The organism is Pseudochelatococcus sp. B33 (assembly GCF_053570585.1).
In genome coordinates this window covers 77,835-104,630 of the sequence record NZ_JBSEFH010000008.1, presented here as the reverse complement: position 1 = coordinate 104,630, position 26,796 = coordinate 77,835, and the positions used below count along the sequence as shown (strand labels likewise).

General features: G+C 64.1%; 25 protein-coding genes. 15 read left to right on the top strand and 10 right to left on the bottom strand.

Translation table 11 applies throughout. The features are described 5' to 3' along the window. Positions 1 to 15 precede the first annotated feature (15 nt). The 10 genes from ACUSIJ_RS10680 to ACUSIJ_RS10635 all read left to right on the top strand — a co-directional run bounded on the left by ACUSIJ_RS10680 (position 16) and on the right by ACUSIJ_RS10635 (position 8,627). Positions 16 to 321 (top strand): YdhR family protein, encoded by a 306-nt coding sequence (locus ACUSIJ_RS10680; RefSeq protein WP_449308374.1) that lies wholly within the window; start codon positions 16 to 18, stop codon positions 319 to 321. Between the two features lie 26 nt (positions 322 to 347). Then, on the top strand, positions 348 to 1,307 hold the full coding sequence (locus tag ACUSIJ_RS10675) for an amino acid ABC transporter permease (RefSeq protein WP_449308373.1): 960 nt from the start codon (positions 348 to 350) through the stop codon (positions 1,305 to 1,307). A gap of 137 nt (positions 1,308 to 1,444) precedes the next feature. Beyond that, on the top strand, positions 1,445 to 2,326 hold the full coding sequence (locus ACUSIJ_RS10670; RefSeq protein ID WP_449308372.1) for a transporter substrate-binding domain-containing protein: 882 nt from the start codon (positions 1,445 to 1,447) through the stop codon (positions 2,324 to 2,326). A gap of 179 nt (positions 2,327 to 2,505) precedes the next feature. After that, positions 2,506 to 3,864 (top strand): NtaA/DmoA family FMN-dependent monooxygenase, encoded by a 1,359-nt coding sequence (locus ACUSIJ_RS10665; protein ID WP_449308371.1) that lies wholly within the window; start codon positions 2,506 to 2,508, stop codon positions 3,862 to 3,864. 132 nt (positions 3,865 to 3,996) lie between these two features. Further along, a complete protein-coding gene (locus ACUSIJ_RS10660; protein ID WP_449308370.1) occupies positions 3,997 to 4,302 on the top strand; it encodes a YdhR family protein in 306 nt (101 codons plus the stop codon). Then, a complete protein-coding gene (locus tag ACUSIJ_RS10655) occupies positions 4,286 to 5,110 on the top strand; it encodes an amino acid ABC transporter ATP-binding protein (RefSeq protein WP_449308369.1) in 825 nt (274 codons plus the stop codon). Before ACUSIJ_RS10660 ends, ACUSIJ_RS10655 begins: the two co-directional genes overlap by 17 nt. 87 nt (positions 5,111 to 5,197) lie before the next feature. After that, positions 5,198 to 6,352, top strand: a complete 1,155-nt coding sequence (locus ACUSIJ_RS10650; RefSeq protein ID WP_449308368.1) for an LLM class flavin-dependent oxidoreductase — start codon at positions 5,198 to 5,200, stop codon at positions 6,350 to 6,352. Between the two features lie 52 nt (positions 6,353 to 6,404). Next, a complete protein-coding gene (locus ACUSIJ_RS10645) occupies positions 6,405 to 6,569 on the top strand; it encodes a hypothetical protein (RefSeq protein ID WP_449308367.1) in 165 nt (54 codons plus the stop codon). Between the two features lie 87 nt (positions 6,570 to 6,656). Then, positions 6,657 to 7,748 (top strand): LacI family DNA-binding transcriptional regulator, encoded by a 1,092-nt coding sequence (locus tag ACUSIJ_RS10640; RefSeq protein WP_449308366.1) that lies wholly within the window; start codon positions 6,657 to 6,659, stop codon positions 7,746 to 7,748. A gap of 87 nt (positions 7,749 to 7,835) precedes the next feature. Continuing rightward, positions 7,836 to 8,627, top strand: a complete 792-nt coding sequence (locus ACUSIJ_RS10635; protein ID WP_449308365.1) for an SDR family NAD(P)-dependent oxidoreductase — start codon at positions 7,836 to 7,838, stop codon at positions 8,625 to 8,627. 36 nt (positions 8,628 to 8,663) lie between these two features. Here ACUSIJ_RS10635 and ACUSIJ_RS10630 read toward each other — a convergent pair whose 3' ends face one another. The 9 genes from ACUSIJ_RS10630 to ACUSIJ_RS10590 form a co-directional block, all read right to left on the bottom strand. After that, entirely contained in the window at positions 8,664 to 9,020 is a 357-nt protein-coding gene (locus ACUSIJ_RS10630; protein ID WP_449308364.1) for an AzlD domain-containing protein, read from the bottom strand. After that, a complete protein-coding gene (locus tag ACUSIJ_RS10625) occupies positions 9,017 to 9,760 on the bottom strand; it encodes an AzlC family ABC transporter permease (protein ID WP_449308363.1) in 744 nt (247 codons plus the stop codon). The genes ACUSIJ_RS10630 and ACUSIJ_RS10625 overlap by 4 nt, the downstream gene beginning before the upstream one ends. Before the next feature lie 332 nt (positions 9,761 to 10,092). Next, complete coding sequence (locus ACUSIJ_RS10620; RefSeq protein WP_449308362.1) at positions 10,093 to 11,172, bottom strand: 2-hydroxyacid dehydrogenase; 1,080 nt, start codon at positions 11,170 to 11,172, stop codon at positions 10,093 to 10,095. Between the two features lie 129 nt (positions 11,173 to 11,301). Continuing rightward, positions 11,302 to 11,916 (bottom strand): nuclear transport factor 2 family protein, encoded by a 615-nt coding sequence (locus tag ACUSIJ_RS10615; protein ID WP_449308361.1) that lies wholly within the window; start codon positions 11,914 to 11,916, stop codon positions 11,302 to 11,304. A gap of 51 nt (positions 11,917 to 11,967) precedes the next feature. Then, a complete protein-coding gene (locus ACUSIJ_RS10610) occupies positions 11,968 to 13,476 on the bottom strand; it encodes a tripartite tricarboxylate transporter permease (protein ID WP_449308360.1) in 1,509 nt (502 codons plus the stop codon). 105 nt (positions 13,477 to 13,581) lie between these two features. Next, positions 13,582 to 14,034: a tripartite tricarboxylate transporter TctB family protein gene (locus tag ACUSIJ_RS10605; protein ID WP_449308359.1), complete on the bottom strand. Its 453-nt coding sequence runs from the start codon at positions 14,032 to 14,034 to the stop codon at positions 13,582 to 13,584. A gap of 592 nt (positions 14,035 to 14,626) precedes the next feature. After that, complete coding sequence (locus tag ACUSIJ_RS10600; RefSeq protein ID WP_449308358.1) at positions 14,627 to 15,991, bottom strand: CapA family protein; 1,365 nt, start codon at positions 15,989 to 15,991, stop codon at positions 14,627 to 14,629. Positions 15,992 to 16,057: 66 nt separating this feature from the next. Beyond that, entirely contained in the window at positions 16,058 to 17,311 is a 1,254-nt protein-coding gene (locus ACUSIJ_RS10595; protein WP_449308357.1) for an acyl-CoA dehydrogenase family protein, read from the bottom strand. A gap of 143 nt (positions 17,312 to 17,454) precedes the next feature. Further along, positions 17,455 to 18,924, bottom strand: coding sequence for an MFS transporter (locus ACUSIJ_RS10590; protein ID WP_449308356.1), 1,470 nt, complete (start codon positions 18,922 to 18,924; stop codon positions 17,455 to 17,457). A 601-nt stretch (positions 18,925 to 19,525) separates the two neighbouring features. On the opposite strand from ACUSIJ_RS10590, the gene ACUSIJ_RS10585 reads away from it, so the two are divergent. The 5 genes from ACUSIJ_RS10585 to ACUSIJ_RS10565 all read left to right on the top strand — a co-directional run bounded on the left by ACUSIJ_RS10585 (position 19,526) and on the right by ACUSIJ_RS10565 (position 25,652). Continuing rightward, the gene (locus ACUSIJ_RS10585) at positions 19,526 to 20,497 is read left to right on the top strand and encodes a Bug family tripartite tricarboxylate transporter substrate binding protein (protein ID WP_449308355.1); all 972 of its coding nucleotides are present in this window, start codon (positions 19,526 to 19,528) and stop codon (positions 20,495 to 20,497) included. Positions 20,498 to 20,612: 115 nt separating this feature from the next. Continuing rightward, positions 20,613 to 21,545: a dihydrodipicolinate synthase family protein gene (locus tag ACUSIJ_RS10580; protein ID WP_449308354.1), complete on the top strand. Its 933-nt coding sequence runs from the start codon at positions 20,613 to 20,615 to the stop codon at positions 21,543 to 21,545. 55 nt (positions 21,546 to 21,600) lie between these two features. Next, the gene (locus ACUSIJ_RS10575) at positions 21,601 to 23,277 is read left to right on the top strand and encodes a thiamine pyrophosphate-binding protein (RefSeq protein WP_449308353.1); all 1,677 of its coding nucleotides are present in this window, start codon (positions 21,601 to 21,603) and stop codon (positions 23,275 to 23,277) included. Between the two features lie 600 nt (positions 23,278 to 23,877). Continuing rightward, positions 23,878 to 24,567 carry a GntR family transcriptional regulator gene (locus tag ACUSIJ_RS10570; RefSeq protein ID WP_449308497.1) on the top strand — a complete coding sequence of 230 codons (690 nt, stop codon included), beginning with the start codon at positions 23,878 to 23,880 and terminating at the stop codon, positions 24,565 to 24,567. A gap of 122 nt (positions 24,568 to 24,689) precedes the next feature. Then, entirely contained in the window at positions 24,690 to 25,652 is a 963-nt protein-coding gene (locus tag ACUSIJ_RS10565; RefSeq protein ID WP_449308352.1) for a dihydrodipicolinate synthase family protein, read from the top strand. Between the two features lie 74 nt (positions 25,653 to 25,726). Here the strand turns inward: ACUSIJ_RS10565 and ACUSIJ_RS10560 are convergent, their stop codons facing one another. Continuing rightward, positions 25,727 to 26,755 (bottom strand): Ldh family oxidoreductase, encoded by a 1,029-nt coding sequence (locus tag ACUSIJ_RS10560; RefSeq protein WP_449308351.1) that lies wholly within the window; start codon positions 26,753 to 26,755, stop codon positions 25,727 to 25,729. Positions 26,756 to 26,796: the final 41 nt, after the last annotated feature.

The window sequence follows — 26,796 nt, the reverse complement described above, 5'->3', positions numbered from 1 at the left end:
TCCAGGAAAGAACTCATGGTCAAGGTCGTGTTGCAAGTCGCGTTCGACATGGATTTTTCAAAGAACGAATCTCACGAGGCTACGCTGGAGCGGGCGCACAGGCTCACCACACAGCCCGGGCTGATCTGGAAGGTCTGGTTGCGTGATGAAAAAGCCGGCCGGGGAGGGGGCATCTATCTGTTTGAAAACCGTGAAAGTGCCGATGCGTGGCTCAACGGAGGATTCGCCAAGGCGCGCTCTCCCTGGGTGAGCAATTCGACGCGGGAAATCCTCGAGGTCCAGGAGGACTTCAGTGCCGTGACTCACGCAAAGTTGCGCTGAGGCCGGAGGCGGACGGGATACAGCCGATGGCGAGAAACAATCCGGACCTGTCGGCTTCAGTTGAACCGGCGCTCCTGCAGAACACCCCGCAAGCGCCTCTCCAGGTTGTGCCGAGAAAGAATATCGGCCAATTATGCTTTGCGCCGATTGTCGGATCGGCGTTCCTGCTGGTGGCATACTCGTTCGTGACCAACGAAGCTTGGGAATGGGACGTCGTTTTTCGCTATTTTACTGAAGAAACAGTCCTGACCGGCCTGCTCATGACGCTTGAGCTGACGGCCATCTGCGGGGGCCTGGGCTTTCTGGGCGGGACCATGCTCGCGTTGATGAAGCTGTCGAAGTCGCAAGTCCTACGATTGTCTGCGGACCTGTACATATGGATATTCCGCTCCGTGCCGCTCATGCTGCAGCTCGTCCTGTGGTATAACATTTCATATCTCTATCCAGCCATTGCCTTTTCCCTGCCGCTCGTCGACTTGTCGGTCTATCTCGATACGCGCGATATTCTCGACAAGTTTGGTGCTGCCGTTCTCGGCCTGTCGCTTTATCAGGCGGCTTATTGCGCCGAGATCGTGCGGGCCGGCATATTGACGGTCGACAAAGGGCAGATGGAGGCGGCTGCAGCAATGGGGATGCCTCATTCGCGCCAGTATCTGCGCATCGTGTTCCCCCAGGCGCTGAGATCCATAGTTCCCAATGCCATCAACGAGATCATCGGCTTGCTCAAGGGAACCTCGATCGTCTCGATTCTCGGTCTCGGAGAGCTGTTCCATATCGTCCGCATCATCTACGGCAGAACCCAACAAATTCTCCCCATGTTGATGGTTGCCGCTCTCTGGTACCTGGTCGTCACGACGCTCATCACGCTGATCCAGCGCGCCATCGAGCGGCGGCTCAACCGTGCGGCGATCGCAGCGACATCTGCGCCAACGCTCAAGGAAGATCGCTTGCCGCTCCTCAGCCGGTTTGTTCCGCGCCAACTCTGATTTCGGTATCCCGGCTGATATTCAGTCGGTCAAAAGGAATCCTATCGATGAAAACAGCAATCTCCCCAAGGCTTCGATCTTTGCTGCCGGCGCTGGCCCTATCGGCCGTGCTGGTGTCGGGAGCGGCCCCCATCGCCATGGCCGACGCCGCAGACAAGACGCTGGTGCTCGACACCACGCCGCAGCAGGCCGGGCGTTTCCATGCCACGGCGGACGCTGCCGCCGCTGCGGCCCTGCCAGAAGCCATACGGAAGCGCGGCATATGGCGGGTCGGTGTCATGCCCTGGGCCCCTCCGACCATTTTCTTCGCGGAAGACAACCGGACGCCGATCGGTCACGACGCAGATATTGCCCACCTGATCGGGGACGCATTCGGCCTGCAGACCGAAGTCAGGGAAGTGCCCTGGGATACCTGGGCGCTTTCCCTGCAGGTCGGCGAGGTCGACGCGATCATTTCATCCACGCTGGTGCAGGAAGAGCTGAAGGACCGCTTCGACTTCGTCAACTATCGCACCTCGAAATACTCCTTCCTCGCACGCGCGGGCAGCACCCTCAAGGTCGAAAAGCCTGAAGACGTCTCCGGCAAGCTCGTGTCGGTCGGTTCGGGGACGGCGCGAGAGCAGATCCTCCTCGGCTGGAATGAGATACTGGTCGAAAAGGGGTTGCCCCCGATAAAACTGGAATACTTCGAGAGCAACGACATTGCCGTTGTCCAGTTGCTGTCCGGAAGGACCGAGCTGCACTTTTCCGGTGGCGATGGAGCCGACTACAGCGTGGCCACCGCTCCCGACAAGTTTACAATCGCCGGAGAAGTCGAGTCGGGCTGGCCGAGCGCTGCCGATGCCGCGATCGTTCTCAGCAAGAAGTCCGACCTTGCGGAAGCGGTCCGGCTGGCCGCGCTGCATGCGATCAACGACGGCAGCTACGAAAAGTCTCTGGAACGGTGGGGTCTGCTGAAGCGGGCAATCAAGGCACCGGAAATCAACCCGCCGGGACTGCCGAAGCCGGAGAAGAACTGACCTGTCGGCCATCGACATCACCGGCAGACCGCGCGGGGGCATGGGGCAGGCATCGATGTCGCCCGGCGCCCCCCGGAACGGCAGGAACGGAGTCCGGGTGCCTCCCACGACGCCACGCGGGAGAGACGAGAATGGCATTCGTCGGCCCCGGAAGGCCGATAGCGTCAGGCGGGCAGGCTATGAGAGAATTGAAACTGGGTTTGTTCTTCTTCGCAACCGGCTATCACCCCGCCGGGTGGCGCCTGCCGGAAGCGAAGAGCGACGGCACGTTCGATATTGCGTTCGTCATCAGCGTCGCCCGGCAACTGGAGGCCGCGAAATTCGATTTTCTGTTTCTTGGCGACACGCTGAGCACGCCGGCACGGCTGCAGTATCAGCGGCCTTCGCAAATCATTCGATATGAACCGTTCACGCTGCTTTCGACACTGGCAGCCCATACGACGCGGCTCGGCTTCGTCGTGACGGCCAATACCTCCTATACGGACCCCTTCCATCTCGCCCGCATGACCGCGTCTCTGGATCACCTGAGCCATGGAAGGGTGGCGCTGAATGTCGTGACGGGTCTCTATCAGCATAACGTGCCCGGCTTCGGGAAAAACGGCGAACCGGATGCCGATGAGCGATACGATCGCGCAGAGGAATTCGTCGAGGTGATGAAGCAGTTGTGGGATAGCTGGGATGATGGCGTATACGTGCGCGACAAGACCACCGGCCGGTTCATCGACGAGGCACTGGTAACGGATGTCAGGCACAAGGGCGCCTATTTCGACATCCGCGGTCCCCTGAACGTGCTGCGGCCGCCGCAGGGGCATATCCCTTTGCTGCATGCCGGCAGGACGGAACGTTCGAGGAATTTCGCGGCGAAACATGCCGACGTACTCTTTTCGATGGCGACGCGCACAGAGCACGCCATCGCGTATCGGGAAGACATCGAGCGGCGCCTTCCGGCATTCGGCCGCACGCCGGAGACCCTCATTCTGCCGGGACTTATCCCGATCGTCGGCAGGACGACGGAAGAGGCGAGGGCGAGATATGAACAGTTGAACTCCCTTCTGGTGCCGGATCCGCAAAATATCGTCGAACTGTCCAAGACCATAGGCCGGGACCTTTCGGTCATCGATCCGGAGCTTGCGATCAGGCGTATCGTGCCCTCATATGCGCCAGACGACTATACGGAAGACCTGATCTTCCAGACGAGCGCGAACACCGGCAAGGCCGACCCGACGCTGCAAGATGTCCTTGCCTATTTCCAGGCGACGAAACACAGCCGCTTCCTGCTCGCGGTCGGCAGCCCCATCGACGTTGCGGATCTGATCGAGCGCTGGTTTGCGACCGGCGCGGCGGACGGATTCATCATATGTCCTGCCTATTATCGCGAAGGTCTCGATCTGTTCATCGATGAAGTCGTGCCCGAGTTGCGGCGTCGCGGTCTGTTCAAGTCGGATTATGCAGGACAGACATTCCGCGAGCATTTCGGACTTGAGCGGCCGAGGAACGGGCATCCGGGCGCAAGGCCGGCCGACCTCGCCACGCCATGAATTGCAGGCCATGAATTGCAGGCCATGAATTGCAGGCCATGAATTGCAGGCCGGGAATTGCAGGCCGGAAGCCATCATGCTGTCCGGTGCACGGACACCACGTTTTTCCGCGAACAGGGAAGGAATTGAATCATGGCCAAGGTCGTTCTGAAGGTTGCATTCGATATGGACTATTCGAAAAATGAACCCTTCGAGGCAACCCTGGAGCGCGCGCAGAGGCTGGCGCAGCAGCCCGGACTGATCTGGAAAGTCTGGTTGCGCGATGAGAAGAACGGCCGGGGAGGAGGAGTCTATCTTTTCGAGGACCGTGAAAGTGCGCAAGCCTGGATCGATAACAATGTATCCAAGGCGAACTTTCCCTGGGTCAGCAATTCGGTCCGGGAAATTCTTGAGGTTCAGGAGGATTTCAGCGCCGTAACACATGCAAAGCTCGGGTGAAGCGGGCTGTCATGGCCGCCAGCGAAAGGTCGAAACGGTGAGTGGAAGTCGGGTTACGGTTGATCGCGTCACCAAGCTGTACGGTGCAAACCGCGCGGTGAATGACGTCAGCCTGGATATCGACGCGGGCGAGGTCGTCTGCATCATCGGCCCTTCCGGATCTGGAAAGTCGACGCTGCTTCGCCTTATCAACAATCTGGATAAGCCGGACAGAGGCGCTGTTTTCATTGATGGCAGCCCGATCGGCTATGACCTTCGGGACGGCAAGCTGTATGAGAAGCCGGAAAGCGAGATTCGCCGTCAACGGCGAGGGATCGGCTTCGTTTTTCAGTCCTTCAATCTGTTTCCGCATCTCACCGCCCTCGAGAACGTGCGCGAGGGGCTCCTGTGCCGCGATTCCGCAAGCCGGAATCGACGGCATCAGAGGGAAGAGGCGCTCGAACTGCTGGCGAAGGTCGGCCTGCGCGACAAGGCCGGCAGCTATCCCGGCATGCTGTCGGGCGGGCAGCAGCAGCGCGTTGCCATTGCAAGGACCCTGGCGTGCAATCCCAGACTCATGCTGTTCGATGAGCCGACGAGCGCCCTCGATCCCGAACTTGTGCGCGAGGTGATCGATGTCATAAAGGATCTGGCGGATTTCCGTTCAACGCGGATTATCGTGACGCACGAACTGGGGCTGGCCAGGGACATAGCCAACAGGATCGTGTTCATGGATGGCGGGCGCATCGCCGAGGTGGGCACGCCCGATCAGATATTCAACTTCCCGCAGCAGAAGAGAACGGCCGACTTTATGTCGAGTATTCTGTAGTTTCCATGCAACCTGCGTTTTTCATAGATGCGTGCCGGGCTGTTCCGGACAAGCGGGTATCGCACCCGCGTCACATGAGGCGATGCGATGACACGTGATCTGCAATTCTTCGGCCTGCTGCAGCCGAGCTTCCGCTCCGAGATCCACCCTGCGAGCGGGGCGGCCGTCGATCCGGCCCATCTGAAACGCTCTGCCCGCGACCATGAGCATTTCGGCTTCGACGGCGTGCTTGTCGGAGCATCGGCCGAAGCCCCGGACAGCCTCCAGATCGCCGGCTATGCGGCTGCACACACCGAGCGGCTGCGTTTGCTCATCGCTCACAGGCCGGGGCCGGTTCATCCGACGCTCGCGGCGCGCCAGCTCGCGTCTCTCGACCATCTCAGCGGCGGACGCGTCATTGTGCACCTGATCTCCGGCCGCGACGGAGAAACCGGCCACGAGGGCGATACACCCGACAAGGCGGGGCGTTATGCCCGTGCCCGTGAACATCTGCAGGTTCTGAAAAAGGCGTGGACAGCGACCGAGCGCTTCGATTATGCCGGCGAATACTATCGTTTCGAGGGTTTCCGCAGCGAGGTGCTCAGCTATCAGCAGCCACGCATCCCGATCTCGTTTGCCGGCGATTCCGAGGCGGCCCAAGAGGTCGGCACCTCGGAGGCGGACATCTACGCGCTCTATGCGCAACCCCTCGCGGCCTTCGAGACCCATGTCCGGGCGCTGCAATCGAGAGCACAATCCGGACAGCGAACGGCGCCGCTCGCGTTCACGCTGATCGCCCGCCTGATCATCGGCCCCACCGAAAAACAGGCATGGCTTCGCGCTCGCCACATTCTCGGGAAGGTCAGCAGTCTGTCTCGTTATCAGGGGGCGCAGAACATCTCAAATCGCCATTTCAATGGCCTGCCCAGCGTCGGGGATGAGCGGATCGTCGACCTGAGCGCGGGCGACGGCCGTCACGACGCGGCACTTTGGGCGGGAATCTCGGGTGTTACGAGACGTGGCAACAGTGCTGCTTTCGTCGGCACGCCCGATGTCGTGGCCGAAGCGCTCCTGCGATACGCGGATATCGGCGTCGCGAATTTCATTCTGCATGGCTTCGAGCCGTATGAGGACGTTGCCGACTATGGGCGCCATATCATCCCGCTTGTGCGGCAGGGATGGCGCTACCGGCAGTTGACCCTGGCCGAGCAGACCAGCGCGAACAGGACGGTCTCATCCGCGCAGAACGACATCCAAAGCTGAAGCGTGTCCCGCCGCCAGCCATGGCAAGGTTCCAGACCGTGACGATCATGGATTGCGCGATATCAGCAGCAGCCTCGCCGGTCGCCCGCTTGCGCAGTTCAGCGATATGGCCGCCGCGTCGCGCAAGCCATTCCTCGGAACTCTGCAGCAACGCCACCTTCACCGGATCCCGCGCGTTCCGGACACGGTTGCAAACGAAGTCAGCGGAAAGCGCTGAAGACGATTGCATGCCACCCCGCCAAGGTGGATATTCGGGGCCAGAGGATCGGCGGGTTTCCCTCCCGCGATGGCAGGAGACCATTTGATGAAGGGATTGATTACGGCAAAGGATGTCGCGCGCTATGTCGGGGTGTCGCAATCGGCAGTCTCGCGCACCTTTACCGAAGGCGCCAGCGTCGCCCCCGAAACCCGGGCGAAGATCATCGAGGCGGCGCGCAAGCTCGGATACCGGCCGAACGCCCTGGCGCGTTCGCTGATCACGCATCGTTCGTACATGATCGGGGTTCTGGTCGGACACCCCGAGAACAAGTTCTACCAGTATGTCCTGGATATCTTGGTGGGGCGGCTGCGCGCCCGCGGATACAAGATCCTGCTCTTTAGCGGCGTCGATGCCCCCCAGGAGGAAACGGTCGTTGAAGATATCCTGCAATATCAGCTTGATGGCCTTGTCCTGATATCGTCGAACCTGTCCGAGCTTCTGGCGCGGGAATGCGAGGCGGCGGGGGTTCCGATCGTCATGTACAACCGCAAGACCAGCCTGCCCTCGGGCTCGTCGGTGACGAATGACAATCGCAACAGCAGCCGCGAACTCGCGCAGTTCCTGATTGCCGGCGGCCACCAACGCTTTGCCTATGTCGCGGGAATCTCGTCCTCGTCCACCAATCAGGACCGCGAGGCGGGATTCTATGAGGGGCTCGAGGCGGCCGGTATTCGCGATTGCATCCGCGTCTCGGGGCAGTACACCCATTCCGGGGCGTCCGAGGCAGCCCGCTATCTGTTTTCCCATCCCATGCCGCCCGATGCAGTCTTCTGCGCGAATGACTACATGGCCGCGGCGGTCATGGATGTCGCGCGGTACGAATTCGGGCTCGAGATCCCGCGCGATCTGTCGGTGGTGGGCTACGACGACGCCTGGCATGCCGCCTGGTCGAGCTATGCGCTGACCACGGTGGACCAGTCGGCCTCGGTGATGGTGGACCACGTGATCGAGACGCTGCTCGGGCATCTGGACGGGACTATTGCCAAGCCGGTTCATATAGTTGTGCCGAACAGGATCATCGTGCGGAAAAGCGCGCGGCTGCCCCCAACAGGGCTTGTCGAGACGGACGGCCATCTGACCTGGATGCTGCCCGAGACACCGCCCCAGGCCCCGCCCGGGCCCCTGCCCGAGGACTGATCGGGTCCTCGGCACAGGGGCGTTGCATTCGTATTCAATGCAGCTTATACAACTCGGGTGCAGCAATCGCCCGAGGAGGCATGAGCGATGGTCGAGCGGTCCGAGGCGCCCGTGGCTTTCCCCGTTGCCCCCCCAGTTGCTCCGGTCGCTTTCGTCACCGGGGCCTCGCAGGGGATCGGGGCGGCGACGGCGGTCGCCCTGGCCTGCGGCGGGTTCGATATGGTGATCTCGGCGCGCGACCGCGGCACGCTGTCCGAGACGGTCGGCAGGATCGAGGCGGCGGGGCGCCGGGCACTGCCCGTCAGCCTGGAGATCCGCGATCAGGACAGCATCGAGCGCGCCTATCGCGCCGCTCTGGACACCTTCGGTGCCCTGGACGTGCTGGTCAACAACGCCTCGCTGCCGTCGCTGCGGAAGGGCGCGATCGAGGTCGCCCGCGACGAATGGAGCCACCTGGTCGAGGTCAATCTGACCGGCACGTTCTTTATGGCCCAGGGCATGGGCCGCTATCTGATCGGGGCGCGCCGGGCGGGAGTGATCGTCAACATGGCCTCGACCCATGGCCTGGTGGGCTTCCCGGGGGCCTCGGCCTATGGCGTCACCAAGGCGGCGGTCATCCACATGACCCGGGTACTGGCCGTGGAATGGGCTGAGTTCGGCATCCGGGTGAATGCGATTGCACCGGGGCGGACGGTCACCTCGTCCCGGGAAGCCATGTTCAACCCGGAGCACGAGCGGCGGGCGCGGGCGCGCATCCCCCTGGGGCGGTCGGGCCGGGTAGAGGAGATGGCGGCGGCAGTGGCCTATCTGGTGCGCCCCGAAGCATCCTACATCACCGGGCAGACCCTGGTCCTGGATGGCGGGGTGACGGTGGTCTGAGTCCGGGCTTGCGCCCACCCGTCCGTTCCCGCAAGCCTATTCAGCCAGCAGCGTGGCGGCGGCCAGGATCGCGGCCATTCCGGTGGCGATCCCCGCGGGCATCCGGCGCCCGGCGGCCTGGAAGGCCACGGCACCCAGCGCCAGCGCGCCCAGCCGCGCCCAGAGCGGCACCACCGCCAGCGCCGGGGGCGGCTGCATGACCAGCTTGATCACCACCGCGGTGACCAGGGTGGTCGCCACCAGCCGGATCCAGGTGAAGATCTCGGATGTCGCGTCGATCCAGCCCGCCAGCAGCGCGCTGCCCGCCCGCCAGATCTCGCTGGGCAGGAAGCCCACCAGGACCACCAGCGCATAGGGCCACAGCCCGGCGAACTCGCCCGCCGCGCCGCTCATCGCCCGGCCCCGCGCGATTGTCCGGCCCTGCGCGCGAGATAAGCCAAGCTACCGCCCAGCAGCCCCACCGCCAGAAGGTCCAGATCCGGGCCGACCAGCGGCGTCGCCACCGGCATGAGCAGAACGCCGAGGCCAACGGCCAGCCCATCCGCCGTGCTGCGCGTCCCCGCGAGCAGCGACAGCGAGAAGAACAGCGGGGTCAGGAACAGAAGCGCCGCGGCGAGGACGGGGGGCACCGCCGCGCTCATCACGAAGCCCAGCGCGGTCAGCAGAGTGGCCAGCAGCACGGCGGTATTCGCGAACCCCAGATAGTAGGGCGCGCGCCGCTCCGGCGCCAGCGCGGGCAGGCGCCGCTGGCCCTCGGTCCAGGTGACGACGACGGTGTAGTGGGCCAGCAGCAGCCGCATGGCCAGGTTGCGCCGCGGCTGCTCCATCAGCGGCAGCAGCGACAGCCCCATCGGCAGCAGCCGCATCGAGGTCAGCGAGACCGCTACCGCCACCGCCACCAGCCCCGCACCGCTGGCAAGGCTGCCGAAAAGGACGAATTGCGCGGGCCCGGCCCAGATCAGCGGCGTGGACAGCACGGCCGCCCAGAAGGGAAATCCCAGGTCATGGGCGAGCGATCCGACCCCCAGCATGACCACGCCGCTGACCCAGGCGGGAAAGCGCAGCGCGTCCCAACATCCCCTGATCGCGGCGGCCCGATTTCCGCCGGCGGCCGGCATATCCGCTTGTTCCATTGATCCGATCTCGTGCAGGTCTTCGGCGTTTCGGTTCCGTGGGTTCTGGCCCCGGCCAGGGCCGGAGCCTGGTCCGCGCCGACGCTACAGCATCGGCGGCGGGTTCGTGCTTCGCTTGGTCTCTACCGTGACGAAGCCCAGCGTTGTGGTGCCGATGTCTGTCAGGCGCCTTCGGGTTGGGCGGGGGAAATCCGGATACAAGTTATCAGTCTATAAATGAAGTGCAACACCTGTTTCTGATGAAGCCTCCTGCAGGGATGTACGTCGTCGTCCTCGAACGCATCCGGGGGCTGCGGAAGCGAAACCTACCCGGACAGATCGGGATGGAGGGTTCAGAGGGGTTTGCCATTGCCCATGTTGATGATTCCGCCGGGCTGTTCGCCTTTGAAGAATCGCAGGATGTTCCTCATGCAGGCGGGATGATCCAGATCGCGGGAACGATAGGATCCGCCGCCGATATGCGGTGTCAGTACGACATTGGACAGCTGGTTCAGCGGGCTATGCGCGGGAAGTGGTTCGTCACGAAAGACGTCCAGCCCGGCCATTGCCAGTTTTCCCGTGCTCAACGCTTCCGTCAATGCGTCCTCATCGACAACCCTGCCTCTGGCGACATTGATAAGCGTCGCCGAACGCTTCATCTGCCGAAGTTCCTTCGTTCCAATCAGATGTTCTGTCTGGGATGAAAAGGGAATGGCCAAAATGAGGTAATCCACAGTGCGCAACAACTGCTCGAAGGTTAGAAACTCCGCTTGCAACGCCGCCTCGATATCGGTCGTGTGCCTGCGCCGTTGATGGTAGAATACCTTCATTCCGAACGCGCGGCAGCGCCGGGCGATCTCCATCCCTATGTCGCCCAATCCGATGATGCCGACAGAGGCGCCCGTCAACTCGACGACATCCGGTATCTTCGCCCAGTTGGCCCGATATTCGCCTTGGGAGGTCCTGACGGGTTCGATACCCAATTCGAGGTAGATCGAGTTGACCACCGCCCGATGTGCCGGAACGATCTTGCGGGCGCAGGCGATCATCAGGGCGAAAGCGTGTTCCGCGACAGAAATGCTGCGGAGCAGAGGCCACGTCGCCACCGGAATACCCCGTTCCGTTGCGGCGCCTATGTCGATGTTATTGCAGTTCAAACCATGTTTCTGGATGAATCTGAGATTGGGGGCCGATCCGATTGCTTCGGCCGGAAACGGGTGATGATAGATGTAGGCGGCTTCCGCATGCTGAAGAAATTGATAGCTCTCTTCCAGATTCGCCTCATCGTACATCAACAGATCGAAGTCGGATGCTTCGGGCAGTGCCCTGACCTGAGCGACAAAGTTCGGGGATGTCGAATCGAGAAGGAGACGGATTTTTGGCATGATCATCGGAATGTCCCGGTCAATGATATCCGCAGCAGGAAACATCATCTGCGTTGCCAGAACGATGCCGGCTGATGTTGTCGCGGCCTTGGCAGGGTTGCTGGTTCGTGGAGGCTTTGGTCTTTGCTTCTTCGCCTTGATCGCTCTCGGCGACGGTTTACTGCATGCCAGTTCACGTCATGCGAGCCAGCGGCGGGCTTCTTCGCGAACCTGCAATTCCCGATCCGAACCTTTTATGCAGATGTTTCTTGCGGGCGGGAATCCGACCATGTCGTTCCTCCAGCAGTGAAAGCGAATCTGCTGAGGATATTGCGACAGCTCCATGGATGAAAGAAAGGCTGCGGGGAACCCCTTGGGATCAACGGCATCCATGCGGTCTTTTTCATAGATCATGGTCAGATGCGAGATCCTCCATTCACCGTCACGATTCTCCAGAAGATCGATGCGCCGGCTCCAGGTGGTGAAATCAAGAAGCACCCCGCTCACAAGGCGGCGCTGATACAGGATCAGGTCGCATTCCGAAACGGCTCTTCTGCCATTCAATCGGACCATAAGATTGCTGGTCATATGCTTCTGGCTTTCGGCGTCGCTGCGGGAAATCTTCATCTCCTGCGATGCCTTGACAAACTCCGCCGGGCTTCCGCTGAACCACGACATCGTCAGGACCGCGTCCGGATGGTAGCACTCGGCCAGATCGCTCCAAAGCCCGGTATCCCTTGCAATGATCGCGGTTGCGACAACATTCTGGGCGCGGACTTTCTCGATCGTTTCCAGGGATGCAGATGTCATCATTATCGTATCCATTTCTCGGTCGTTGTCGGTAACCGGACGGGGTGAGAGGCATCAGGCGGCTTTCCGATAGATGACGCGCCGCCGCCTGAAGCTCGAGACGAAACCCCATGCCAGAAGAGCCGCGGCCATTGCCATTACTGTCGCGCTGATGGGGCGGCTGATGAAGGTGGTGAAATCTCCGCGTGAAAGCACCATGGCCCTGAGGAAATTCTGTTCCATCAGCGGACCCAGGACGAACCCCAGCAGCAGGGGGGCGGGCGGCAGTTCGAAGATCCGCATCAGATAGCCGACGAAGCCGAAGAAGAGCACCATCCAGATATCGAAGGGACTGTTGTTGACGCTGTAGGTTCCGATGCAGATAAACATCAGCACAGCAGGATAAAGCAGATGATAGGGGATCATCAGAAGGCGGACCCAGATCCCGATCATCGGAACATTCAGAACGACCAGCAGCACGTTGCCGATCCAGAAACTCATCACCAGCCCCCAGAACAATCCGGGCTGGGCCGACATCAGATTGGGGCCGGGCGTGATTCCATGAATGATCAGCGCGCCGAGCATCAGCGCCATGGTCGCACTTCCAGGAATTCCCAGCGTCAGGGTCGGAATGAACGAGGTCTGGTCGGCGGCGTTGTTCGCCGACTCGGGGGCCATGATTCCTTCGATCGCGCCTTTTCCGAACCGCTCGGGCTCTTTCGCCACCCGGACTTCGGTGGCATAGGCCATGAAGGCGGCAATGGAGGGGCCGGTTCCGGGCAGGGTGCCGAAGAACGAGCCGATACCTGCGCCGCGCAGCATGGGAAACCACGAGCGCCGGACGTCGTCAGCGGTAGGCTGCATCGAGCGGAAGGTGACGCTGTTGCGATCTATGTCCCCGACATGCACGTTCCGCACGCTGGCAATAACCTCGGACACGCCGAAGATCCCCATCGCCAGGGCGATGAGACTGAGCCCGTCGAAGAGTTCGATGAAGCCGAAAGAAAAGCGCGAGATGCCGGTGTTCTGATCCATTCCGACGGTGCCGAACAGGAGGCCGAGCGCCATCATGGCAAGGCCCTTCACCGGCGAACCATGGGAAATCATCGAGGCGCCGACCAACCCGAGCACCATCAGCGAGAAGTATTCGGCCGACTGGAACCTCAGCGCATAGCCCGCGATGATAGGGGAGAACAGCATCAGCAGGATGATCCCGATCGAGCCGCCGACAAAGGAGGCGACGGTCGTCATGAACAGGGCAACACCCCCCCGCCCCTGACGCGCCATCGGATATCCGTCGAGACAGGTCACCGCATTCGCGGGCGTGCCGGGAATATTGAGAAGGATCGAAGCGGTGTTCCCGCCGTAGGAGGTCCCGTACCAGATTCCCGCCAGCATGATCAGCGCGGTCGTCGGGTCCAGGTAAAACGTCATCGGCAGCAGCATGGAAATGGCTGCAAGCGCCCCGATCCCCGGAATGACTCCGATCAGCGTCCCCAGGAAGACGCCTATGAAGCAGTAGAGCAGATTCGAGAAGGACAGGGCGACACCCAATCCCAGCGCGATATTGTCGAAGATGTTCATGCGGCCTGCTCCTGGAACTCTTCCAGAGGGTTGAATACATCTTTTCAGGCGGGACGACGGTCGCGAACCCAGCGGGGTGAGGTCCCGACGGGCGTCGGGGCGGCGCTAGAAAGGCCAGCGGTACATGGCGATCGGCAGCCCGAGCCCGACCTTGAAGATCAGCCAGGCAATGAGGCACAGCGACAGCGTGAGCGCGGCGAGGCTGAGAGGGCGAATCTTGAGTTCGGCGAAGGAAGAGATGATCGTCAGGGCGACGATGGCCGGGAGCAGACCGAAGGGGCGAATCAGGAAGGCGAATGCGGCGACGCTGGAGAAGACGAATATCGGCGTCCAGACGCGGATCCTCGGCCTGACCCCCTGGCGGAACAGCGCGGAGATCGAGATGAACAATCCAAGCGCCGCCAGGATGTAACCCAGCCCCATGGGGAACATGCCCGGGCCCATCCGGTTGATCGTCCCCAGGTTGTTGCTGGCCACGGAGTGCCAGGCGGCGGCGACGCCAACGACGAACAGCAGCGCCCCTGCGGCTACGTCTCTGTAATCGCGCGAGAGCATCATCTTCCTCCTCCTGAGCGATGTATCGGGCTAAGCCATGTATCGGGGTGTCCGGATGTCCTCACCCTTCCGGTTCTATCGGGCCCGGAACGCGGGGCCCGCTCGATCGCGCCTGTCACCACGGGGTACGCGGACGCCTCACGGATACTTGCATATGTATGCACAACTCATTCTGCATAACAAGCTCTTGTATAGCTCCGCGGTGTGGCAGGGTCGCGATCTCCGTCATCGCGCGGGGCTGGCCTTCCGGATCGTGGCTTCGATTCCGGTCGGTGCCTTGGGGCGGCATTGGCACGCGCCGGCTCGGGCCTTGCCCCGCTTCGGATAGGCCATGGCCATGAAGGCGTTCCTCCCCGTCGTTCCCGCCGCTGCCTCGGAGGAGGTGCCGCAGGAATAGTTATTATATATCAAATGATAATTAAATCGAATGCGCTGTGCAAGGGTTGTGATGTCGGCCCTAAGACGGGTGGCGCGGAAAAGCCGGATCGAGCTTGCCCCAGCAGCAGCATTGTTCGTCAAGTGATTGCTAATCCAGGGTGGAATGCCGGGCGGTCGACGTCTGCCGCCGGTGTCGCCCGGGACAGCGTTCCTCAGGTCACGAAAGCCGCACATCGGCGGTATCGCCGTCGATCACCAGGCTGGTCCCGTAGGGACGCGACAGGCGCGCGATCCGTTCGATGATCCGCTGCGCGGCCTCGCCGCGGGCCAGCATCGGCCGGCCCCGCTGGGCGCGGGAACTGCCATGGCCCAGAACGATGGGATGCAGGCGCAGGCGCGATAGCGACCAGTCGGTGAATACGCATTCAGCGACGTAGCTCTCCCAGTATTCGCGATGCGCGGGGAAGCCGCGGGTGCCGTTGCCGGTGCGCGCGTCGAAGAAATCCGCCGGCGTGGCGTCGGGGCCCAGGCCGAACCTGTCGTAGGAATCGGCCGGCACCGCCCGCACGGTGTCGTTCTGCAGGATGAAGTTCCCCAGGCTGTAGAGGATGGGGCGGCCGTCGTGGAGCTCGACCCCCAGGGTCAGATGCGGCCCGTGGCCGGCCACCACGTCGGCGCCGGCCTTGATCGCCTCGCGCGCGAAGGATTTCACGAAATCGGCCGGCTCTTCGAGATCGACATTGGTGCGGGCCGACAGCCGGCCGGCGCTGCCGAATTCATGATAGTGGAACGAGAACAACACCCAGTCGGCCTGCCGCCGCGCCTCGCGGATCCAGCGCAGGTTGGCGTCGGCATCCCGGCGATCGACGACGGTGCGCACCCGCGATGCGGTGCCGCGGCGGATGGTCTTGCCGAACAGGCTGATCGTCGCCTCGCTGTCCTTCGGAGCCTCGGATTCGCTGAAGAACTGGGCACGCAGCCGCTCGCGCTCTTTCGACAGCCCCAGTTCCCGGCCGATCCGGCTCAGGACCTCGAAATCCCCCTCGGCCACATCGTATTCCGACTCGAAGCCCAGCGGATTGATGCCGGGCCGGCCCGCGGCATCGGGGCGCTGATCGCCCGCGCGATCGCCCGGCTTGAAATACGAGGTCACCGAGACCAGCCCCACCCGGCCCGCCGGCGTGTCGCGGTAGCCGGGCGCGCGCGCCTGCGCCAGGGTCTCGCCGATCCCGGCATAGGCGAGACCGGCCCGCCGCAGGTGCCGGGCGGTGGCCACCATCCCCTCGCCGCCGTAGTCGCTGGCGTGGTTGTTGGCCGAGGAGACCAGATCGAAGCCCAGCCATTGCAGATCCGCCAGCAGCTCGGGCGGCGTGGTCATGGGTGTGCCCTGGGTCAGGATGGGCACGCCCTCATGGGGCTCGCGGACGTTGGTTTCCAGGTTGGTGAAGGCCAGGTCGGCTCCCCGGAGCAGTTCGCGCAGCGCGGTGTAGTCCGGCTCGTCGAAGGGAGACAGCTGCCTGGTCAGCATGGTGTCGCCGGTGAATGCCATGCGGATATCGCCCTTGTCGCCCTTGTACAGCACCTCTGCCTCCCTCGTCCGGTCGGGTCATCTGGGGTCGCGGGGGAGGGTTCCCCCCGGCGCGGGCGCTCAGTGCCCGGTCTTCAGCGGCGTGTCGCCCCGGTGCTTCTGCTGGATGATGCGCGCCAGATTCTCGCGGAAGGCGTCGTTGCCGGCCGGGGCGTGCAGCATCGTCGCCGCGTCGCGGGTGATCTTCTCGATCACGGTGCCGCGCCCCACGCCATAGCCGCCGAACAGCTCCAGCGCGCGCCGGCTGACATCGGCCACCAGATTGGTCGCGGTGATCTTGGCGATGGCTTCCAGCCGCGGCGCATCCTCGGGGTCGTTGTCCACCGCCCAGGCCGCGCGCCAGTTCAGCGTCCGCGCCATCTCGATCTGGCGAGCCAGATCGGCGATGGTATGGGCGATCGCCTGATGCTCGATCAGCAGCTTTCCGCCCTGCTTGCGCTGGCGCACCCAGGCGATGGCCTCTTCGAAGGCCGAGCGCGCGATGCCCACGGCCCGGGCCGCGCCCTTGACCTTGGTGCCGCGGCCGAAGCGGTGAACCACCGCCGAGCCCCTGTTGATCTCGCCCAGCAGGTTGGTTCTGGGGATGCGGCAGTTTTCGAAGACGATGTCGCCGTTGGGGTTGAGCCGCAGGCCGATCTTGTCCTGCAGGCGTTCGACCCTGACGCCCGGCGCCGAGGTGGAGACGAGGAAGAGCGAGAAGCCCTCGTTCCACGGCACGGTCTTGTCGGTGCGGGCGAAGAGGATGATCACCTTCGAGTTGTTGACGTTGGTGATATAGCGCTTGGTGCCGTTGAGGACCCATTCGTCCCCATCCAGCACGGCGGTGGTCTGGGGCCCGGCTTCCAGGTCTTCCGCATAGGGGATCGAATGATCCGAACCGGCGTGCGGTTCGGTCAATGCATAGGATGTCATATAGGTGTCGTCCGCGAGGAACTCGGGCAGGAAGCGCTCGCGCTGCTCGGGCGTGGTGGCGCCGGCCAGGATCGCGCCTTCGCGCCAGGGGTGCTGGATCAGCATTGCAAAGCCGCCGTCGCCAGCCGCCAGTTCCTCCAGCACCAGAACCTCGGTCAGGGTATCAACCTCCAAGCCTCCGTATTCCCGAGGGATTTTCAGCGTCCGCAGGCCGAGGGCCGAGGCGCGCCTGATCAGGTCGATCGGATAGATCTCGGCCGGATCCACGATCGGATCCAGCTTGAGCGCCTGCGGCCGCACCTCTTCATAGGCGAATTTGCGCGCCAGGTCGCGCAGGCGAAGCTGCTCTTCGGTCAGATGGAAGCTCAGCCCGGCGATGGCCGGAGTCACTTGCTGATTCATGGAATCGCCCTCTGTCGTGAGGCGGGCGGTGGCGGTCGGTGCCCCACCCGCAATTGCATTCGTATGCAGACTAAACACAGGTTCACGGCCATGCAACCAGATAGTGAAACGGGCGCCCGCCTGTTTCCGGTTGTCGGGGCCGGTCAGATCCGCCTGAGCGGCATCGTCCAGGCCATCCAGGCGACGATCGCCGCGAACAGTGCCACGGCCAGGAAGGCGAAGGCGAAGGACGCGGCGATGACCGCCTGCAGGCCGGCGTCGATCTCCTGCGCCGCGGCGTCGCCGTGCTCGATCAGGGTTCCGAAAGCCGCGACCGCGTCCGGATGGCCGTAGCCCAGGGCCGAGAACAGTACCATTCCAACGGTCGCGGTGCCCACTCCGGCTCCCAGCGACCGCGACAGCTGCACAGTGCCCGCGGCCGCCCCCAGATTGGCGGGGCCGGCGGCGACCTGGACCGTGACCTGCACCACCGGCATCGTCGCGCCCATCGTCAAGGTGATCGCGAACAGCAGGGCGGCGATCTGATAGAGGCTCAGGCTGCCCGCCGACAGCGACAGCACCAGCAGCAGGCCGCAGGTGGCTGGCGCGGTGGCCGCGGGAAAGATCGCCGTCCGCCCGGTCCGGTTGACCAGCCGCCCGGTGATGGCGGCGCCGGTGCCGATGCCGATGGTCATCGGCACCAGCGCCCCGCCGATCTCGGCCGGTGAAAGCCCATGCACCGTGCGCAGATAGAGCGGGATGAAGGTCAGCAGCGAGACCAGCGCCGCGCCGTGGAACGCCGCCATGGCATCGGCCCGCCAGACCGAGGGGTTGCTGATCACCCTAGGCGGGATCAACGGGTTTGGCGCGCGTGTCTGTTGCCTGAGGAACAGCAGCAGCGCGATCGGTATCACCAGACCGAGCCCGGCCAGCATCAGGCGCGCCGGCACGGGCTGCTGCAGCTGATACAAGGCCAGAAGCGAAGAGGTCACGAAGATCACGAACAGCAGAAGCCCCGGAAAGTCGAAGCGACCACGCTCGCCGGTTCCCGCCCGCGCTTCCAGCCGCAGCGCCAGTGCGAAAGCCAGTATCCCCAGCGGGAGATTCATGTAGAAGATCGAGCGCCAGCCGATGTATTCGGCCATGTTGCCGCCGATCACCGGGCCCAGCGTGTTCGCCGAGACTATGACGACCGCCAGATAGCCCTGATACTTGGCCCGCTCGCGCGCCGGGATCGCCTCGCCGATCAGCGCGTGCGACAGCGTCAGCAGCCCCCCGCCGCCGATCCCCTGCACCAGCCGCCCGACGATCAGCGTCCAGACATTGGGGGCCAGTGCGCTGATCAGCGAGCCGGCAATGAAGATGCAGAGCGCCAGCAGCAGCAGGCGCCGGCGGCCGAGGATGTCGCCCATCCGCCCGTAGACCGGCGCGGTGATCGTCGTCGCGATCAGATACGACACCACGATCCAGGGCAGCTGGTTGGCATGGCCCAGGCTTTCGGCGATTTCGGGCAGTGCGGCCACGACGATCGTCTGGTCGAGGACGCCCAGGAACATCGTCATGGCGATCGAGGTGAACAGCTTCCGGAAGCGCCGGCTGTCGGCAACCGGCTCCTGCGGCGCCTCCGCGGTCATTGCGGACAGGTTCCGGACGCCGCGACGGGGCGTGCGGACGGGTGCATGTGGGCAGTTGATCGGATCATCCAGGAGCCTATTTCGGTGGCCGGCCAGCCGGCAGCCGCCTGCGCGTGCGGAACCACCTGGGTCGTGATGCACGGCGCTGCAGGCCAAGCGAACGATAGCGATCCGTGCAGCCGATTGCAATAGCGATACCATACCCTTCCCAGCCTGCCCGGCGCGCGAACGGGCGCCCTGGAGGGCGGGGTTTGCAGGGGATTTAATGGTGCGACGGGTTCGGGCAGAACAGATCTTCGACCGGAGCAACCCGGCGAATCGGCTGTTGCAATCGCATTCAATGCGGGTAAATATAGAAATCGCTGGCTGCGCGATGTGTGTCGGGACGCGCCGTGTCGAGCGCAGAGGGAGGCTTCTTGCCGGCGTTGCCCCGGATCAGGCATCCCCGGCGGAGAGCGTGATCCTTCATGTCCCGACCAGAACGCGCAGGCCGAACGCGCGGGCGGATCAGACCCGCGCGCGGAAAGGCCGGAAACTCCGGAAACGCGGAAGGCCAGAAATCCGATGCGGGATTGAACGCATCTTTCACCGGGAGGAAAACATGAACGTGAGCAGGGGTCTTATCTGTATGGCGGTCTGTATGGCGGCGGCGTTTGCGGCGCCGGTTGCCAGAGCACAGGATTTTCCACAGCAGACGGTAACGATCCTGGTTCCGAATGCGGCCGGCGGGCCGCCCGACGTGATCGCCAGGCTACTGGCCACCGGGCTTTCCGAAATCTGGTCGCGCCCGGTGATCGTCGAAAACCACGATGGGGCCAACGGTGCGCTGGGCGCCATGCAGGTCGCGCGCGGAACCCCCGATGGCCATCTGCTCATGCTGACCACCAGCGGCACCATGGTCGGCCTGCCCGCCATGGCGCAGAACCCCCAGTTCGATTCCGAGGCCGATTTCACCCCGATCGCCTATGTGGGCCACCAGACCATGGTCCTGGCGGCGCATCCCTCGGTCGAGGCCAATGACGTCGGAGAGTTCATCGAATACGCCCGGGCCAATCCGGGCGCCCTGCGCCACGGCCTGACCGGGGCCAGTTCGGTGCTGTCGGCGGCCTATTTCTTCCAGGCGGCGGATATCGAGGTGCTGGACGTCAACTACAACAGTTCCATGCCGGGCTTCCTGGCCACGGTCGCGGGCGAGGTGGATTTCACGCTGTCCACGCCGGCCACCACGATGGGCCACTACCATGCGGGCCAGGTCAAGCTTCTCGGCGTGACCTCGCGCGAGCGTTCGTCGCTGCTGCCGGACGTGCCGACCTTCATCGAGGGCGGGCTCGAGGATTTCGAATACACGATCTGGTACGGGCTCTTCGCCCCGGCGGGCCTGCCCGAGAAACTCGTCGCCCAGATCAACGAGGCGGTGGTGGGCATCGTCGAGTCCGATGCCTTCATCAAGCGGCTGGCCGCCCTGAGCATCGAGCCCTCGGGCTCCACGCCGGAGGAACTCGCGGCGATCCTGAACCGGGATCTGACCATCACCCGCAAGATCGTCCGCGCGGCCGGCATCCCGCTGCGCTGACCCGCACCACCTGCGCTCTGCCGGCCCGGCGGAGCGCTTCACCGGCGCGGATCTCCGGCATCACCCGCCGGCGACGGATGCTGAGGACGGATGCTGACATACCAAGGATAGGACCATGCCCACGACGACTCCCAAGATGACCGAGGTGCCGCGCGGCATCATCCAGTGCCCGATCACTCCCTTCACGTCCGAGAACACGCTGGATCTGGACCTGTTCGGGCGCGGGATCGAATTCCTGATGAAGCAGGGCTGCGACGCGCTGTGCGCCAACCTGCATGTGGGGGAATCGCTGAACCTGACGCTGGACGAGCGCCAGAGGCTGGTCGAGGTCGCGGTCGAGGTCGCCGGCGCGATCCCGGTCATCGCCAATGTCTCGACCCCCGGCACCGATCAGGCGGTCACGCTGGCCAGACACGCCGAGAAGGCCGGGGCGGCCTGCATCATGGCGATCAGCCCCTATTACTGGAAACCGCCGGTGGATGCGCTCTACGAGCATTTCTCGGCCATCCTGTCGGCGACCGGGCTGCCGTTCATCGGCTACAGCTCGCCCACGATCATGGACGGGGTGGGCATCACGCCCGAGCTGCTGATCCGGCTGATGAAGGCCTATCCGCAGTTCATCGGCCTGAAGGAGGCCAGCCACAACTGGGAGACCTATATCGCCATCGGCAAGGCCGGCCGCAGCATGAACCCCGATTTCGGCCTGTTCGTAGGTACCGAATGGATCATCCCCTCGCTGACCCTGGGCGGCGTGGCCTGCATGTCGGTCCAGGGCGGCGTCGCGCCCGGGCTGGTCCGGGACCTCTATGCCGCGGTCGTCGAGGGGCGGTTGAAGGAGGCCCTGCCGATGCAGGAGAAGATCGCGACGCTCTACGCCCTCGGGAAGGGCGAATATCCGGCGCCGACGAAGGCGATGTGGGAGATCATGGGGCGGCCCATGGGCAAGCCGCGCCTGCCCAACCGGCCGGTCTCGCCCGAAAGGTACAAGGATATAGAGCAGAATCTGGACGCGCTGGGCATTCTGGCGAGCGAGCATCACGGCTGGTGAACCTCGGGCCTCCGCCCGGCCCGGCGACCCGCAACATCCGACCCATGGACGAACGATGAAAAACCACGCTCCCGCCTACAAGGCCCTCGCCCATGCGTTCTTCGCCGAAGGGGTGAGGGAACATTTCACCCTGATGGGTGACGCCAACATGCATTGGGCGATCGCGCTGTCGGATTACCCCGAGGTGCAGACGGTCCATGCCCGGCACGAGCATTGCGCCTGCGGGATGGCCATCGGCTCGGCCATCGCCACGGGGCGGGTGGGGGTGGCTTCGGTCACGCTTGGCCCCGGCTTCACCCAGACGATGACCGCGCTGACCACCGCGGCGCGCGGGCGGGTGCCGCTGGTGCTGTTCGCCGGCGAGATGCCGGTCAATCCGGAAAACGCCAAATGGTACAACCAGGGGATCGACCAGGCCCCGCTGGCGCTGGCCACCGGCGCGCATTACATCGCCGCTCACAGCCTGGGCCGGCTTCTGCCCAGCGTGCGCGAGGCCTTCTACATCGCCCGGACCGAGCGGCGGCCGGTGGTGCTGGGGGTGCCCTTCGATCTGCAGAAGCAGCCGCTGCCGATCGACGAGAGCTATCAGCCATCCACGGCCTGGCTGCCCGCGATCGACCCGGTTCCGCCTAGCCCGCAGGCGCTGGCCAAGGTGGTGGCCCGGATCGAGGCCGCCCGCCACCCGGTGATCATCGCCGGGCGGGGCGCGGTGGCCTCTGGCGCCCGGGCGGCGATCCTGGAGCTGGCCGATCTCGGCGGGGCGCTTCTGTCCACCACGCTGCCGGCGCGGGGCCTGTTCGATTCCGATCCGTTCAGCCTGGGCATCGCCGGCGGCTTCTCGAACCAGGCCGCGCGCGACGAGTTCGCCGGCGCGGATCTGGTCATCGCGATCGGGGCCAGCATGACCGCCTATACCTGCGACGGCGGCAGCCTGTTCCCGGATGCCTTCGTCATCCAGATCGACGAACATCCCACCGGGTTCAAGGACGGCGCCCCGGTCGCCGATCTCTATGTGAAGGCCGATGCCAGGACCGCGGTCGAGGCGATCGTGGCAAGGCTCAGGGCCGCGCCCCCGCGGGCGGCGCGGGCCCGGACCCCGGAGGTCGCGCAGCGGATCCGCGAGCGCTCGGTCGATCGCCGCCAGTTTCCCATCGCCCCGGGCACCCTCGATCCGCGCGAGATCGTGGCCGAGCTGGACCAGGTGATCCCAAAGGATTGGGAGATCGTCAGCGGCACCGGGCATTGCGCCTATTTCCACTCGCAGATGAGGGACCGCGCGCCCGAAAACTACCATATCGTGCGCGAGTTCGGGGCGATCGGCAACGGGATCTCGATGGCGATCGGCGTGGCGGCGTCCAAGGGCAACGGCAAGGTGGTGCTGATCGAGGGCGACGGCAGCTTGGTGATGCATATCCAGGAGCTGGAGACGATACGGCGCCAGGGGATCAAGCTGCTGATCTGCGTGCTGAACGACGGGGCCTATGGCGCCGAGATCCATAAGCTGCGCTCGGAAGGGATCGACGACAGCGGCGCCATCTTCGGCAGGACCGATTTCGCCGCCATCGCCCAGGGGTTCGGGCTGCGGGGGGCCAATATCGACACCCTGGGCAGGACCCGCGAGCTGTTCGAGCGCCATGCCGCCCAGGACGGGGCCGAGGTCTGGAACGTCCATATCTCGGATCAGGTGATGTCGCCGCAGATGCAGAAGATCACCACCCACGGGCTGCGTTGAGAAGGGGGGCGGGGCGGCCGGGCAGTAACTCAGGCGGCGTCCAGCCGGCGGAAGGCGCCGCCGCCCTGAAAAGGGGCATCCCTGAGCAACTCAAGTGTTCGCACACCATAGATGATGCCGGATGCGCCACTGATCCCGACGATCAACCTTGTCGCCATTACCGGTCTCACGTCGATGTTCTTGCGCGAACACGCCTTCGTGCGCCTCTTAGGACACGGATCGTTGCCTGGAACATCGGCCGTGCAGCGCTCTGCCGCGACATCACGTAATCCTGAGATTCTACTTGCAGAGTTCCGGATGCTTGTTGCGGACTGCCGGAGGCAGACCACGTTGACTTCCAGCGCCGAAAAGCCGGGCTGACCCGTGCTGCTTCTCTCCCCAATCACAGGAAAGTGGCATCACATACCCCGCTCAAAGCCAGAGGTTCTTAGAACCGTCCGGCATGCTCATGCCGCGCCGCGCCGATGTGCTGCTGCGCCCGGCGAGGGAAAAGAGCATCGGAACACGCGTATGGACGGCTTCCAATTCTCAAACAAAAGTATAATTTATGTCGACAGCGTTTTCGTTTGATCAGAGGATCCTGCCTTGACCGTTGAAGAGATGCGTTCCGTTCCCGAGCGCAAGCGTGGCTCCGGCGTGAAGCTCGTTTATGACATGCTCCGCGACGAAATTCTCGGTCTCGAACTGCCGCCGGGCAGCCCTATCGACGAAGTGCAACTGGCCGAGAAATTCGGCATGTCCCGCACGCCGATCCGTGAGGCGCTGGTGCGTCTGGCGGGCGAGGGGCTGGTGGAGACGCTGCCGAATCGCTCGACGATGGTGTCGAACATCGATTTCCTGAACCTGCACACGTTCTTCGACGCCATCACGCTCATGTACCGTGTCACCACGCGCCTTGCTGCCAGGAATCACCGGCCGGAGGATCTGGAACGGATACGCGCCCATGCGGAAGAATTCGCGGCGGCGGTGGCGGCGAAGGATGCGCTGGCGATGATCGCGACCAACCGGGATTTCCATGCCGCCATCGCCGAGGCCGGACGCAACCCCTATTTCACCAGCCTCTGCCTGCGCCTGCTCGACGAAGGGCGACGCATCCTGCGCCTCTACTACCAGTCCTACGACGATCGCCTGCCCCGCCAGTTCGTGGAGGAACACGAGCAGATGGTCGGCGCGATCGCCGCACGCGACATCGAGCTCGCCGACCGGATCGCGAAGCAGCACGCCGACCAGATCGTGCGACAGATCCAGCAGCTCTTCGCCCGGGACGAGAGGCAGGACATCACTCTCTGACCGTTGCCCAGAATCTTGTCGACAATTAATATGCAAATGACTAGGGTAGGTGCCGGAGATCGAACTGGCGCCCCGACGGCGTTGGCGATCTGTCAAATAAGAAAGGCAAAGAGGAGTTCGTGATGAAGGCCCCGATTTTCACAGGCGTCATTCCCGCGCTGATGACCCCGGCCAGGGAGGATCGCACCCCTGACTTCGACGCGCTGGTGCGCAAGGCAGAGGAGTTGATCGGCCAGGGGATGTCGGCCGTGGTCTATTGCGGTTCCATGGGCGACTGGCCGCTGCTGACGGATGCCCAGCGGCAGGAAGGCGTGGCGCGGCTCGTCAAGGCGGGCATCCCTGTCGTTGCCGGCACCGGCGCGATCAATACCGCATCGGCGGTGTCGCACGCCGCCCATGCGCAGGAGGTTGGCGCGCAGGGGCTCATGGTCATTCCACGCGTCCTGTCGCGCGGTTCCTCGCCGGCAGCGCAGAAGGCGCACTTCAAGGCGATTCTCTCCGCAGCCCCGAATCTGCCGGCGATCATCTACAACAGTCCCTATTACGGATTCGCCACACGCGCCGATCTCTTTTTCGCCCTGCGTGCAGAGCATCCGAATCTCGTCGGCTTCAAGGAGTTCGGCGGCGCTGCCGACATGCGCTATGCGGCGGAGTACATCACCAGCGGCGACGATGACATCTCGCTGATGATCGGCGTCGATACGACGGTCGTCCACGGCTTCGTCAACTGCGGCGCCGCCGGCGCGATCACCGGCATCGGCAATGTGCTGCCGAGGGAGATCGTCCATCTGTGCAAGCTGTCGCTGGCCGCCGCCGCGGGCGACGTCGAAGCACGCCAGCGCGCGCAGGAGCTCGATCAGGCGCTCGCGGTCCTGTCCTCCTTCGACGAGGGGCCGGACCTGGTGCTCTACTTCAAGTACATGCTGGTGCTGAAGGGCTACCCGGAGTACACCCTGCACTTCAACGAGACGGACGCCCTCTCGGCAAGCCAGCGCGGCTATGTGGAGACGCAGCTCAAGCTCTTCGATTCCTGGTACGCCGAGTGGAGCAAGCTCCCGGGTGCCGTCCAGACCTACAAGGGCTGAGCCGCCGGCCAATCCCGCCGGTCAAGCCCGACGGCTCGCCGGCGTCGGGCTCCTGGGTCGCCCTGGCCGGCTTCTCAGGCCACGGCGTCCAGTCCGAGATCGAGCAGCCGGTCGAGTTGAGCCGTTTCGGCAGCCGTCAGGTGAATGCCTTCGGCCTCCGAGCGGGCGCGGGCGACAAAGCGGCGCTGTGACGGCAGCCGGGCGCCCTGGTCCAGGATGGCCTCGAACAGGTGTTCGGCCCGCTCAAACGGATCTCCGGCGCGTCCGGCCGCGAAACGCACGGGGTCGAATGCCAGAATCAGCTCGCCGTGACGGGGGATGAGGGTGGTGGCGCCGAGGTAGTCGAACGCTTCGGGGCTCGTCAGGTCGCCGATCATCACGCCCGCGAGCAGTTCGATCATGGTGCCGATGGCGGAGCCCTTGTGCCCGCCGAAAGGCAGCATGGCCCCGGCAAGGGCGGCTTCGGGGTCGGTTGTCGGTTGCCCGTCGCGATCGATTGCCCAGCCTTCCGGAATCGGCTTCCCGGCCCTCCGGTGCAACTCGATCTCGCCGCGGGCGGCGACGGAGGTGGCGAAGTCGAAGACGTAGGGCGGTTGCCCCTTGCGCGGCCAGCCGAAGGCCAGCGGATTGGTGCCGAGCAGTGGCCGATTGCCGCCCGCCGGGGCCACGGTCGCGTAGCTCGGACACATGACGAGTGCCGCAAGGCCCTGTTCCGTCAGCGCTTCCACCTCGTGCCAGAGTGCCGAGAAATGCGTGCAGTCATTGATGACCAGCGCGGCAAGGCCGGTGGCCTTCGTGCGCTCCACCAGTTCCGGCAACCCGGCTTCGAAGGCCGGGTTGGCGAATCCGCCGCCGGCGTCCACGCGCACGATCGCCGATCCCTCCTCGCGTACGAGGCGGGGGACGGCGTCCGCCTTGACCTTCCCGGCTTTCAGCGTCCGCAGGCAGCCTTCTATGCGATAGATGCCATGGGACTTGCATGCATCGCGCTCGCCCGCGACAATGACACGCGCGACTGCGCCCGCCTGGGCGGCGTTCAGTCCCGCTTTGTGAAAAATGGCTTCCACGCGTTCAAGCAAGGCATTGACTGGCAGGATGGTCATCAGTTTCACTCCGCTCCCTTTTTCGGCCGCTTCCCGCGTGA

Bases quoted from the DNA above. Each gene is read 5' to 3' on its own strand.
- ACUSIJ_RS10680 (WP_449308374.1), top strand. From the start codon at position 16: ATGGTCAAGGTCGTGTTGCAAGTCGCGTTCGACATGGATTTTTCAAAG.
- ACUSIJ_RS10675 (WP_449308373.1), top strand. From the start codon at position 348: ATGGCGAGAAACAATCCGGACCTGTCGGCTTCAGTTGAACCGGCGCTC.
- ACUSIJ_RS10670 (WP_449308372.1), top strand. From the start codon at position 1,445: ATGGCCGACGCCGCAGACAAGACGCTGGTGCTCGACACCACGCCGCAG.
- ACUSIJ_RS10665 (WP_449308371.1), top strand. From the start codon at position 2,506: ATGAGAGAATTGAAACTGGGTTTGTTCTTCTTCGCAACCGGCTATCAC.
- ACUSIJ_RS10660 (WP_449308370.1), top strand. From the start codon at position 3,997: ATGGCCAAGGTCGTTCTGAAGGTTGCATTCGATATGGACTATTCGAAA.
- ACUSIJ_RS10655 (WP_449308369.1), top strand. From the start codon at position 4,286: ATGCAAAGCTCGGGTGAAGCGGGCTGTCATGGCCGCCAGCGAAAGGTC.
- ACUSIJ_RS10650 (WP_449308368.1), top strand. From the start codon at position 5,198: ATGACACGTGATCTGCAATTCTTCGGCCTGCTGCAGCCGAGCTTCCGC.
- ACUSIJ_RS10640 (WP_449308366.1), top strand. From the start codon at position 6,657: ATGAAGGGATTGATTACGGCAAAGGATGTCGCGCGCTATGTCGGGGTG.
- ACUSIJ_RS10635 (WP_449308365.1), top strand. From the start codon at position 7,836: ATGGTCGAGCGGTCCGAGGCGCCCGTGGCTTTCCCCGTTGCCCCCCCA.
- ACUSIJ_RS10630 (WP_449308364.1), bottom strand. From the start codon at position 9,020: ATGAGCGGCGCGGCGGGCGAGTTCGCCGGGCTGTGGCCCTATGCGCTG.
- ACUSIJ_RS10625 (WP_449308363.1), bottom strand. From the start codon at position 9,760: ATGGAACAAGCGGATATGCCGGCCGCCGGCGGAAATCGGGCCGCCGCG.
- ACUSIJ_RS10620 (WP_449308362.1), bottom strand. From the start codon at position 11,172: ATGATGTTTCCTGCTGCGGATATCATTGACCGGGACATTCCGATGATC.
- ACUSIJ_RS10615 (WP_449308361.1), bottom strand. From the start codon at position 11,916: ATGATGACATCTGCATCCCTGGAAACGATCGAGAAAGTCCGCGCCCAG.
- ACUSIJ_RS10610 (WP_449308360.1), bottom strand. From the start codon at position 13,476: ATGAACATCTTCGACAATATCGCGCTGGGATTGGGTGTCGCCCTGTCC.
- ACUSIJ_RS10605 (WP_449308359.1), bottom strand. From the start codon at position 14,034: ATGATGCTCTCGCGCGATTACAGAGACGTAGCCGCAGGGGCGCTGCTG.
- ACUSIJ_RS10595 (WP_449308357.1), bottom strand. From the start codon at position 17,311: ATGAATCAGCAAGTGACTCCGGCCATCGCCGGGCTGAGCTTCCATCTG.
- ACUSIJ_RS10590 (WP_449308356.1), bottom strand. From the start codon at position 18,924: ATGACCGCGGAGGCGCCGCAGGAGCCGGTTGCCGACAGCCGGCGCTTC.
- ACUSIJ_RS10585 (WP_449308355.1), top strand. From the start codon at position 19,526: ATGAACGTGAGCAGGGGTCTTATCTGTATGGCGGTCTGTATGGCGGCG.
- ACUSIJ_RS10580 (WP_449308354.1), top strand. From the start codon at position 20,613: ATGCCCACGACGACTCCCAAGATGACCGAGGTGCCGCGCGGCATCATC.
- ACUSIJ_RS10575 (WP_449308353.1), top strand. From the start codon at position 21,601: ATGAAAAACCACGCTCCCGCCTACAAGGCCCTCGCCCATGCGTTCTTC.
- ACUSIJ_RS10570 (WP_449308497.1), top strand. From the start codon at position 23,878: ATGCGTTCCGTTCCCGAGCGCAAGCGTGGCTCCGGCGTGAAGCTCGTT.
- ACUSIJ_RS10565 (WP_449308352.1), top strand. From the start codon at position 24,690: ATGAAGGCCCCGATTTTCACAGGCGTCATTCCCGCGCTGATGACCCCG.
- ACUSIJ_RS10560 (WP_449308351.1), bottom strand. From the start codon at position 26,755: ATGACCATCCTGCCAGTCAATGCCTTGCTTGAACGCGTGGAAGCCATT.